Origin of the sequence: Porphyromonas levii DSM 23370 (assembly GCF_000379925.1) — a bacterium.
GTDB lineage: Bacteria > Bacteroidota > Bacteroidia > Bacteroidales > Porphyromonadaceae > Porphyromonas_A > Porphyromonas_A levii.
Genome location: NZ_KB904293.1, coordinates 1 through 10872, shown reverse-complemented (window position 1 = coordinate 10872; position 10872 = coordinate 1). Strand labels below are relative to the sequence as shown.

Below are 10872 nucleotides of genomic sequence, written 5' to 3'. Positions count from 1 at the left end.
AATAACCCCGTCGCCCATATCTTGCGGATTTCATCCCGCAAGATGATTGGTGTATACAAGCTGACGCAGGAGTCTCAAGGGATCACGGTAACCGCAATCACGCAGAATATCGGATGAGGCTCTTTTATGTGCCAATTGCTGAATCCCTACTGTGAGACCCTATTAGAGGTAGGGTGGGGAAAGCTAGAGGGCTACGCAGTCCGTCGATCACGTAGCCCTCAGTATAATAATTATGAATTAGTATTTACTTACGCTCCTTGTGCTTCTCTAGCTGTTTCTCCAGTGCTTCACACGCCTCTACTACCGCCTCTTCAAAAGTGTCTGCGAGTTTCTCGCTGAATAGGTCTGGTCCCTTTATTGCTAGCGTTATGCGTGCACGCTTATTCATGGCTTGCTCTTTCTTGTCTACGGTGAGCGCCACATCCGCATTTATAATATCTGCGTAGAAACGCTCGAGCTTTCCTACCCTCTTCTCCACAAAATCGATCAGCTGTTGAGATATCTCAAAATTCACTGCTTGTACCCTCGTCTTCATGGTCGGTTCTCCTTTCTTTTCTAGTGCATCCCCTGCTACGGGGGTGCGCGTTGTACATCTTGCGAAGCTCCTCAAAGGTGGTGTGGGTATAGACCGCTGTGCTCGAAATCGACTCGTGTCCCAATAGCTCCTTCACACTCATCAGGTCGGCTCCATTATTGAGCATTGCTGTAGCGAAACTGTGACGAAGCACATGTGGGCTCTTACGCGAATACTGCGGAAGTGGTGCCAAAGCCTTAGTAACTACCTTGTATATATATTGGCTGGTAGCCGCCTTCCCCTTATCATCGAGCAGAAATTGCTCACACCCATCCACCGATGGACTTCTGTACCCCAAATATAGATTTATTTTCTCACAAATCAAAGAACCGAGGGGGATAATTCGTTCTTTATTGCGCTTTCCAAGTACTTTTAACCTCCCTTCACGGGTATCGATATTATTTAAGGTGAGTCCTACAAGCTCCGCCTCACGCATACCGGTTTGGAAGAGAAGGTCTACTATAAAGGCGTGCTGCCATCCAAGTCGCTGCTGCTCTAGAGTGTCGACCTCGGCAGCTTCTTTATACAGCTGCTCTATTCGCTTTGTGAGTACATCAGCATTAACGAAGGTGGGCAAGTATTGTCCATCCTTGGGCACTTGGACTGCCTTGAATGGGTTTCGCTCTATGAGCTCTATCTTCATCAGATAGTTGTAAAGCCCACGAATAGCGCTCAGGCGTCGCTTCACACTACGTGGGGTATTGCCATTGCTCATCAGTTTGATTAGCGACTTACGTGCTTTGCGATTATCGAAGCTAAGGAGGAAGTCAGTGAGCTGAGCGTTGTCATCCATATCGGCTTTGCCTTCTAGTTTCAACCATAGCGCAATATCTCCGAGGTAGGCCGTGCGTGTTAGCTCCGACATTCCTCGTTCGTACCGTAGGTATCCCTCAAATCGTTTAAGGATATGCTCACTCATATTCTCCTATTCCAAACTACTTACCTTGCAAACTTAATCAAATTGTATCCTATCTACGTGCCTCTGTCTAATTTAGTATCTTTGTAGAAGAATCCAAAGAGATAATAATACGTATGAATATTGCGATTGTAGGCACTGGATATGTAGGGCTAGTAAGTGGTACTTGCTTTGCCGAAATGGGGGTAAGGGTCTACTGTGTGGACACTAATACTGAAAAGGTAGAGGCACTTAGGAGAGGGGTCATCCCTATCTATGAGCCAGGTTTGGAGGAGCTAGTACTAAAGAATACCGAGGAAGGACGCCTCTCTTTTCATACCTCATTGCCGGAGGTAATCAATCAGGTAGAGATGCTCTTTATAGCCGTGGGGACACCTACTGGCGAAGAGGGACAGGCCGACCTAAAGTATGTCTATGAGGTGGCTAGAGAGATAGGAGCTACTGCCAATAGGCACCTACTTGTAGTCACCAAGAGCACCGTGCCAGTGGGGACTACCGATAGGGTGGAGGCGATTATCCGTGAGGGTTATAAGGTGAGGGGGCTAGAAGAGCTGCCGCTTGATATGGCGAATAACCCAGAGTTCCTGAAGGAGGGAGCCGCCATTAAGGACTTTATGAGCCCCGACCGTGTAGTCGTTGGTTACAAGAGTGCTTATGCCGAGGAGCTGATGGGTAAGCTTTATCGCCCTTTCTTACTTAATAACTACCGTGTAATAGGGATGGATATTCGATCGTCCGAGCTCACCAAGTATGCTTCCAATGCTATGCTCGCTACGCGTATTAGTTTTATGAACGAGCTAGCCAATCTCGCCGAAGCGCTTGGCGCAGATATTTCTTTGGTAAGAGAGGGCATGGGGTCGGACAAACGCATAGGTAAGGCATTCCTCTACCCCGGCTGCGGCTATGGTGGTTCGTGTTTTCCTAAGGATGTACAGGCACTCGCGAGTACAGGGAGGGAGCATGGTGTGACGATGACTATTATAGAAGGGGTGCATAGAGCCAACGAACGTCAGAAGCTCCGCCCTTTCGATAAGCTCAAGGCGTATCTCGGAGACCTTAAGGGTAGGAAGATAGCTATATGGGGGCTAGCCTTCAAGCCCGAAACAGACGACATGCGACAGGCACCAGCAATAGAAGTGATTGCCCACCTCGTATTGGAGGGCGCAGAGGTATATGCCTTCGACCCTATTGCTATGGAAAATGCCGAACGTATCCTCCCTCAATCGGTGAAGTATGGCACTAATATCTATGATGTGGTAGAGGGCGCTGATGCGGTAGTATTGCTCACGGAGTGGAAACAGTTTAGGCTCCCCAATTGGTCTAAAGTAAAGGAACTAATGAGGGGTAATCTCGTGGTGGATGGTAGGAATATCTACCAGCCTTCAGAGCTAGAGGCTTTAGGATTTAGGTATACAGGTATTGGACGTAAGTGATATGAGGGAGATTGTTACACTGCTCGCTATAGTGCTCTTATTTGGTAGCTGTACCGATAAACATAGTGTGAAGGACCTTACTGGGGCGTGGAATGTACAGGAAGCAAGTGGGTTTGGTATCAATAATCCTGAGGCTATTATTGCCATTGACCCCGAGGAGCGTCTGGCTTATGGTACATTAGGCTGCACTCCTTTCTCTGTATCTATTGATGTGGAGCCTGGTAAGCTTACTCTGGGAGAGATACTTACCCCTTTCGTTGTGTGCGATAGGGTGGAGGAGGAGTTGGTCATCAAGAATTCTCTGAATCGAGTTAAAGGTTTTGAGATCTCAAGTGACGGTACTCAGCTATCGCTCCTTACCGATGACGATACCGTAGCGGTACGGCTCACGAGGGTCTCTAGCGAACTCTCTACTCCGCCAATCATCCAACCTGAGGCTGTGGAGTTAGAGCTCCCTTTTGTGGAGCCCCTACCCGTTGATAGCCTAGCTGGTACATGGGAGGTGGTACGTATCGGGAATACCAATTATTGCAACAACCAGAGCACCCTCCCTTATGTCATCTTCGACATGACCAAGAAGGAGGTACTGGGGCACCTTGGGTGCAATGACTTTGGTGCCCAATTTGAGCTACGTGCACCCAACCTTATCCGATTCAAGGATATTTTCTCTACTAGGCAACTCTGCGAAGATATGAGCAAAGAGATTGCGATGTCCTTTGCTCTAAAGCAGGTAAACCACTACGGCGTATTGGAGAATGGCTTGGTGTGGTTGCTCAGAGAGGATGATACTCGGATCCTGTTGCTGCGCCGTAAAGAATAGCATCACCACTGAGCAGTAGGCGATGGTGCTCGGAGATTAGATAGTCCATAGCTTGCCGGACGAGCTCTTCGGAAAAGGAAAGAGCCGTTGCCACTTCTCCGATAGTTGTAGTTTGGTGCTCATGCAGATACTCTTCTACCTGGTCTATCTTACGATGTGATAGACCGGGTGGTTGTTTTTTTAGGCAGAGGTCGCAATACCCGCAGGGCAGAGGGTCGGCTTCGTCGAAGTAGCCAACTAAGTGCTTGGCTCGGCAGTCTGCCTGAGTAGCCATGTACTCTATCATGGCATCCACCCGCTTACGCGCCATTTGGTAACGGCTTCGATAAATACCGGCAGGAATCCTGAGGCGTTTAGCTGGGATGCGTTGCCTGAGATAGCAGATGTAATTGCTCCTTTTCCCAGGGATGTAGTCAATAACATGCCAACGGCGTAGGTTCGTTAGTACTTGTACCAGTCCCTCTCGCCGCAATCCCAGAGCATTGCATATCTGCTGCTCGTCTATAAAAGCATACTCGGTGAATAGCCCTGGATACTTACGCATCAGGTACTCCAGCACATCATCGTAGACCTCCTCTTGGTCTGTGAATAGGGTATATAGGCTATTCCTATCGGTAGTAATCATAAGCCTACTCGCCATCTCGTGGTCTTCGAGGTACTCCATATAGCCCGAGAGTTGTAAGATAGATAGCGAAGCCGTTACCACGTGGCTCGGTACTCTGTAGCGCTTGCAGAAGTCGAAGAGGTCAAACTCATAGAGCGCACCCTCTCCACTCTCCTCGCCCAATTGGAAATAGGTGCCCAGAGTATCATAGACCTGTAGTACTACCTCCTCTGGCGGAAATGCTCGCTCTAGCATCCCGTACAGAAGCCTCTCGTCTTCCGATGGGGTATAAAGTACCACGGCAAAGGCGCGTTTGTTGTCTCGTCCAGCTCGCCCCGCTTCTTGGTAGTAAAACTCAGGGGCAGGAGGTGCCATCGGATGGATAACGATGCGCACATCCTCCTTATTAATACCCATACCAAAAGCGTTCGTGCAGACCATTATTCGGGTTTGCCCAGCTTGCCAAGCATTCTGTTTCTGTGCTTTGATTTCCGTAGGCAGACCCGCATGGAAGTAGTCGCTACTCATGCCGAACTCCCTCAGGAGATCCGATATCTGCTTTGTCTTCTTGCGGCTTCGGACATACACCAGTGCGCTACCCTCCACATTCCCTAGGATGTGGACGAGTTCGCGTGGCTTATCGTAGGTCTCCCGTACTACGTAGGAGAGGTTTTTACGAGCAAAACTCTTCTTGAATAGCTTGCTTCCCTCCCTAAACTCCAAGCGCATCTGTATATCCTCCACTACCTGCGAGGTTGCAGTGGCAGTAAGTGCAAGGAGGGGCACCTCGGGGATACGGTGTCTGAACTCGCTTATCCTGAGGTAGTCTGGACGGAAGTCGTAACCCCATTGGCTAATACAGTGGGCTTCGTCTACCACCACAAAGGAGATATCCAATGAGCCAATACGATTGAGGAATAATTGGTTGGAGAGACGCTCCGGCGATACGTAGAGGATCTTATAATACCCATACGTACAATTGTCCATGATAGCTAGCATCTCGCCACGTCGTAGTCCACTGTGTAGGTAGCCAGCCCTAATATTGTGCTTTCTGAGGTTATCTACTTGGTCTTTCATTAGCGCCACAAGGGGCGATATCACTATCGTTACTCCCTCACAGAGCATAGCAGGAACCTGAAATGTCATGGACTTGCCTCCACCCGTTGGCATCAGTGCCAGTGTATCGTGCCCCTCTAGGATACTCCCAATCACCTCCGCCTGCATAGGTCGGAAGTGCTCATAGCCCCAGTACTCCTTTAGTACCTCCTTGGGTGTGGCGTTACTTGTTCGTAGGGGTCTCATATCCCTCTCTCCCCTCTATGTGGATATCTTGGATATTGAGCTGGATACCGTGCTTTCCTTGGCGGTAAAACTCCTCTACCGTGTAGAGGATATCAAAGGGCTTACCCTTGGCGATTAGTGGAAGAAGCTCTGCTTGGTTGTATGCCACAGCTTGGTAGATAGGCATCTCATTGGGCTTAGAAACCATTAGCCGGAGGTGGCTTTTCTTGTACCCCATCAGTCGTGGAGGGGTAACGCTCACCACGCCATTGGTGCACAGTAGTGGCTTCTCATTGCCCGGACCGAATGGTGCCATACGCTTAATCTGTCGCCTTAGCGTAGCCGAGATATCCTGCAGCTCTAGTTGCAAGTCTATCTCATGCTTCGGCATCAAGTCCTCTATGGTCAGCTCTCGGTCTGCCATCTCGGTAGAGTTTTTGATGAACTGGTGTAGGTGCTTCTTCTGAATCGTTAGCCCTGCTGCGTAGGGGTGCCCACCGAAGTTCTCGAGTATCTCCTTGCTTCCCTCCAATAGCTTGTGGATATCATAGCCCATCACACTTCGTGCCGAGCCATTGACCATATCCCCTTGTGTATCGGTGAGTACTATAGTCGGTCTATTGTACTTCTCCGAAAGTCGGGATGCTACGATACCTATCACGCCATTGTGCCACGAAGGGTCATACACAATGATAATCTTGCGATCTTGCATATCGGTGAAGCTCTCCACAATCTCATTGGCCTCCTGAGTGATAGAGTGGTCTATGAGTCGACGTTGATTATTGTACTCATCTATGTGGTGGCTCATCTCCTTCGCCTCCTTAGCATCACGCGTGAGTAGAAGGTCTACCGACTCTCTACCACTCTGCACACGACCAGAGGCATTGATGCGAGGACCAATCTTAAAGATAATGTCGGTCATATCCAGCTGCTTGCTCCCTAGTCCACTCACATTGATAATCCCCTTGAGCCCCACCGATGGGCGGTGGTTGAGCTGCTTGAGTCCAAAGTAGGCTAGGGTTCTATTCTCCCCCTCCAGAGGTACAAGATCTGCCGCTATACTTACTGCCACAAGGTCGAGCATCCCCTCCAGTACCCTAGAATCGCTGCCATTATTGTGCCCAAAGGCTTGAAGGAGCTTGTAGCCTACGCCACAGCCCGAGAGCTCTTTGAAAGGATAGGGTGAGCCAGGGAGTTTAGGATTAAGGTTAGCAACGGCTTCCGGCAGATCGCTATCTGGCACATGGTGGTCGCAGATGATAAAGTCTATCCCTAGGCTCTTGGCATAAGCCACCATATCATTCGCCTTTATGCCACAGTCGAGTGCGATAAAGAGGGTAAAGCCTTCTTTGTGCGCAAATTCTATAGCCTGCTTGGATATTCCGCTGCCCTCCTCGTAGCGATCAGGGATATAGTAGTCAATAGAGGCTGTGATGTATCGGAAGTACATGTATACGAGTGTTACGGCAGTGATACCGTCTACATCGTAGTCACCATATATTAGGATTTTCTCCTTATTGCCAATAGCCCTATTCAGCCTCGATACCGCCTTGTCCATATCCGGCATGAGGAATGGGTCGTGAAGGTCTTTGAGCGAAGGTTTTAGGTAGCGACTCAGAGCTTCGGAGTCTCTTACCCCTCGCTTCATAATCATTTCTGCCACTTGCGGCAATAGCTTAGCCTGAACTGCCAAATCCTTTGCCAGTCCCCTTTCATCCTCACTTAGAGGGTTGTATTTCCAATCAAGACCCATATCACACAAAGGTACACTTTTTTGCCGACACCGCATATATACAGAGCTGCATTGCGTGGGGGGTGAGAGTGGATAAGGGGGAGGGAGGAAACCTTATTTGCGTAGCCAATGATGCAAACATGCATTATACAGGTCTCCACCCTGTGCCTATTTAACACTGCCCCCTCTTGGGTCAATTGTCATACACCTATATCCCCCTTGATTGTCGTCCCTAATGCGTTGCATGTGGCTCGCCTGACTATGAATATTTATCTCTAGGAATAAATAAAATTATTCCTAGAGATAAATATTTTTATTTGTACAGAAAAATAAATTTATTCCTAGGAATAAATTTACCTACTTGCGCTAGTCGCAACGGGCGCTCGCCTGAGAGCGTTTTATTCGTCTTACAGACCGGAGTTTTCTGCTAAAGTAACGTACTCCGAGCCATACCCCTGTGCCACTCAATACCGTACCACCGAGTAGTAGAATCCAGATGAGCGCCTTTCGCACTGTATCATTATTGGAGAGGATGCCCCCCATCTTGAAGTTGTGGAGCTTAGGGAATATCCATCTCTCGCCTCGTGTGCTGAGGTTGGAGACCCTTATACCAGCGGTCTTGGGGTTAATGTATACGAGGTGTTGGTCTTCGTCCTGAAGTGTCACCTTGTAGGCAGGGAGATTCTGTTGTTTGCCTCTCCTAGAGTAGTTGGCATCGTACTTATCGATTACCTCTAGGGTGAAAGGACTATCAGTATGGCTGGATACATATTCCATAACCTCCTCTTCCGTAATATGGAGTGGCAGAGCTTGCCCACCCTCTATCATCAGTGGCTTCCTCTCGTCACTAAAGGCTACATCGTAGATATTTTTAGTTCCGAAGCGGGAGACCTCAATCTGCTTGATGCCTTCGGGGAAGGTGGTGAGGAGCAAATCCAAATCGCTCTTCAGAAGGCTGTCTACCACCACATCGGGCTGAGTGTAGAGCGCACCTATCAGGTCGGGATTAGCCTCTTTGCGCTTCAGCCCCTCGGGGAGATTGCCAAACGAAAGCGCCCCGGAGAGGAGGAAGGTAAAGGCGAAGAAACCGAAGAAAAAGCCTGCTATATGATGCCACTTTAGGCACTTGCTCTTGGTATAGGGTGAGGCAAACTTGTGCCTCTTGCGCCATACCTTGAGGTACATAGCACATCCGATGATGATACCTAGTAAGCACATGAGCGCTCCTATGCCAGCTATCCACTCTATGGCATGAATCCATGTGTCTCGGTGTTGTCTCAACTGCCATATATAGAGGTAATGAGGAATAGGTCCGAGGTATGCCCAAAAGCGCTCCATGCGTGTAGTGGACTGGAGTAGAGCGCCACTCTGGCTGGAGTAATGGAGAATAGTGCCTGCCTCGTCTGCGAGGTCGAAGCGGTAGATAGGTAAATCTTTCCGAAAGTGAGGGAGTGGTACGAAAGTCTCCAAGTGGTCAAGTACTCTTTCACTCTTGATTTCGGGGTACCATACTTTTGCCTTTTCTCTGGCTTCCTCTAGGGTAGTGTGCCCATCTATCTCCACTAGCGTTTTGGCATCGAGGAGCAAAGGATCACCCTCCTCGCTCCAGATACGGAACGAGGGGTGTCCATTGCTTACAGCCAAGGTCAATGAAGATACCTGACCTGGAAGCCTAGTGATGGAGTCTGTAATCTCGGCAGGCAAAGAGGTCATGTGGGGTAGCTCTTTATCGCCCACACGTGGATAATGCTGGTAGAGCATAACCATACCGCTGAGAAACCACATGAGCACGAATGCTGATAGTAGGGTGCCAAGGAATCGGTGCAACTCTAGCACCCACTTCCATATTAGTCGAGTTATCTTCATAAGGATAAATGTATTCTATTAATTGGGGGGTATTACCAAATCTTGTAATTGAGCATGAGCTTCACGCTACGAGGCTCAGCAGGGATAAGCTGAGTCCCCAATGCTTGTGCGTAGTATCTCTTGTCCAGTACATTATTCATCATAAGACCGATGGATAGACCTGTATCTGCTACGGTATATCTCGCACCGAGATTGAGTAGGAAGTAGGGATCGAACGAGAGATTGGAACCGAAGTCACGGTACATCTTACCTGTGTAGGTGGTGCTGTAATTGAGGTTTAAGCCACTTAGAGCACCCTTTACAAAGGTGTAGCTACCATAACTAAAGAATGTGTGCTGCGGAATGTGGTTGAGGAGGTTGCCTTTGTCGGCTCCCTTCAAGCCCAATTCATTCTGTGCTACCTCTCCATATCTGGAGTGGTTATAGCCATAGCCAGCCGATAGAGATAGGTTGTGAAGCGGTGAGTAGGTGACTTCGGCTTCTACACCGGAAGATAATACAGAGCCACACTGTGCGGTAACAGATTTCTGTATCTCCTTACCTTTCTCATCTGTGCCTGGAACATAGCCGATGGTGCGTACGAGATTCTTCTGGAGGATATGGTAACCTGAGAGGCGACCCTCGAAGTTCTCATTGATTGTGAAGCTGGTACCTAGCTCTGCTTGATAACCTGTGGTGGGGTCAAAGATAGACTTTGAGAAGTCGGCAGTCTGCTGGTCGATAATCTTACCTTCCTTATTGATGTAAATTACCTTAGGGTTTGGCGTGCGAGAGCGACGGTCGGGGAGGAAGAAGTTAGCATAACTACCATACAGTGTGACGTCCTTGATAGGTTCGTATACCAAGCCAAAGCGATAGGTAAGAGCATTGTAAGTGAGGTTGTCTGCCACTTCTCCACCCTTATACTCAGGCTTTCTATCCACAACCTCCAAGCCCTTGAAGTGACGGATAGAGTAGTTGTTGTAGCGTAGTGCTACGAAGGCTTTGAGTGTCTCGGTGAATTCCAGCATGTCTTGCATGAAGACGCCAATCACTTGTGTGTGAAACTTGGCGGCAGTACTGAGGCGTTGGTAGATAGGTCCGGCACTCTGTGGGTCGTACACATTGATGGGTGTATTTACGCCAGGACCGTAGACGTCATGGTCTCCGAAGGTATTGGGGCTATAGGGCTTGTCCGATACGTTGTACCCCTGGAAGGAGTGGCGATCAAGGAAGGTATAGGATGCCCCTACCATAAATTTATTCTTGATGCTGCCTAGATTGAATCGTCCGTTGAGGTCAATATGGTTTTGGAAGGTCTTCGCCACGTGCTGAAAGCGGAGTGGGAAGTCGAGGACGATATGATCGAGATCGATATACTTTTTCTGGTTCATCCGACATTTCGTGTGATACGGCAGTCATGTAGAGCAAAAAGCCTTAGTTTGAAATATTCATCATCTCTATATCCGTAAGCATTTCTCTTCATCACTTTAATCTTATTGTTTATTCCCTCCACTTTGGCGGTTGATAGCCGTCCATAATACCATGCGAGTATTTCCTTTTTAGCTGCATTGATTGTGTTCGCTAATGACATTAGAGGTTTTGAAGCTGTTTCTAATGCCATTGACACCCAATTGTTTAATTTTCCCTCTGCCTCATTAATGGTT

At 48.6% G+C, this 10872-nt stretch carries 9 protein-coding genes; 2 read left to right on the top strand and 7 right to left on the bottom strand.

The annotated features are described in order from the left end of the window. Positions 1 to 244: 244 nt before the first annotated feature. Positions 245 to 535, bottom strand: coding sequence for a ribosome hibernation-promoting factor, HPF/YfiA family (gene hpf, locus A3GG_RS0109555; protein ID WP_018359071.1), 291 nt, complete (start codon positions 533 to 535; stop codon positions 245 to 247). Next, complete coding sequence (locus A3GG_RS0109550; protein WP_018359070.1) at positions 504 to 1493, bottom strand: tyrosine-type recombinase/integrase; 990 nt, start codon at positions 1491 to 1493, stop codon at positions 504 to 506. Before A3GG_RS0109550 ends, hpf begins: the two co-directional genes overlap by 32 nt. A gap of 113 nt (positions 1494 to 1606) precedes the next feature. Here A3GG_RS0109550 and A3GG_RS0109545 point away from each other — a divergent pair, with 113 nt between their 5' ends. Both A3GG_RS0109545 and A3GG_RS0109540 read left to right on the top strand, forming a co-directional pair. After that, positions 1607 to 2923: a UDP-glucose dehydrogenase family protein gene (locus A3GG_RS0109545; RefSeq protein ID WP_018359069.1), complete on the top strand. Its 1317-nt coding sequence runs from the start codon at positions 1607 to 1609 to the stop codon at positions 2921 to 2923. A 1-nt stretch (position 2924) separates the two neighbouring features. Beyond that, positions 2925 to 3743 (top strand): META domain-containing protein, encoded by an 819-nt coding sequence (locus A3GG_RS0109540; protein ID WP_018359068.1) that lies wholly within the window; start codon positions 2925 to 2927, stop codon positions 3741 to 3743. Here A3GG_RS0109540 and A3GG_RS12265 read toward each other — a convergent pair. The 5 genes from A3GG_RS12265 to A3GG_RS0109515 all read right to left on the bottom strand — a co-directional run. Beyond that, entirely contained in the window at positions 3697 to 5649 is a 1953-nt protein-coding gene (locus A3GG_RS12265; protein WP_018359067.1) for a RecQ family ATP-dependent DNA helicase, read from the bottom strand. The genes A3GG_RS0109540 and A3GG_RS12265 overlap by 47 nt on opposite strands. After that, complete coding sequence (recJ, locus tag A3GG_RS0109530; protein ID WP_018359066.1) at positions 5627 to 7381, bottom strand: single-stranded-DNA-specific exonuclease RecJ; 1755 nt, start codon at positions 7379 to 7381, stop codon at positions 5627 to 5629. Before recJ ends, A3GG_RS12265 begins: the two co-directional genes overlap by 23 nt. A gap of 345 nt (positions 7382 to 7726) precedes the next feature. Next, the gene (locus A3GG_RS0109525) at positions 7727 to 9226 is read right to left on the bottom strand and encodes a PepSY domain-containing protein (protein ID WP_018359065.1); all 1500 of its coding nucleotides are present in this window, start codon (positions 9224 to 9226) and stop codon (positions 7727 to 7729) included. A 32-nt stretch (positions 9227 to 9258) separates the two neighbouring features. Next, positions 9259 to 10599, bottom strand: coding sequence for a TonB-dependent receptor (locus A3GG_RS0109520; protein ID WP_018359064.1), 1341 nt, complete (start codon positions 10597 to 10599; stop codon positions 9259 to 9261). Then, the coding region (locus A3GG_RS0109515) for a transposase (protein WP_018359063.1) at positions 10596 to 10872 on the bottom strand (277 nt) is incomplete at its 5' end. The genes A3GG_RS0109515 and A3GG_RS0109520, both read right to left, overlap by 4 nt.

What these genes read in the sequence shown, in the direction of transcription:
- A3GG_RS0109525 (WP_018359065.1), bottom strand. Translation starts at nt 9,226, where the DNA reads ATGAAGATAACTCGACTAATATGGAAGTGGGTGCTAGAGTTGCACCGA.
- hpf (WP_018359071.1), bottom strand. Translation starts at nt 535, where the DNA reads ATGAAGACGAGGGTACAAGCAGTGAATTTTGAGATATCTCAACAGCTG.
- recJ (WP_018359066.1), bottom strand. Translation starts at nt 7,381, where the DNA reads ATGGGTCTTGATTGGAAATACAACCCTCTAAGTGAGGATGAAAGGGGA.
- A3GG_RS0109540 (WP_018359068.1), top strand. Translation starts at nt 2,925, where the DNA reads ATGAGGGAGATTGTTACACTGCTCGCTATAGTGCTCTTATTTGGTAGC.
- A3GG_RS0109550 (WP_018359070.1), bottom strand. Translation starts at nt 1,493, where the DNA reads ATGAGTGAGCATATCCTTAAACGATTTGAGGGATACCTACGGTACGAA.
- A3GG_RS0109545 (WP_018359069.1), top strand. Translation starts at nt 1,607, where the DNA reads ATGAATATTGCGATTGTAGGCACTGGATATGTAGGGCTAGTAAGTGGT.
- A3GG_RS12265 (WP_018359067.1), bottom strand. Translation starts at nt 5,649, where the DNA reads ATGAGACCCCTACGAACAAGTAACGCCACACCCAAGGAGGTACTAAAG.
- A3GG_RS0109520 (WP_018359064.1), bottom strand. Translation starts at nt 10,599, where the DNA reads ATGAACCAGAAAAAGTATATCGATCTCGATCATATCGTCCTCGACTTC.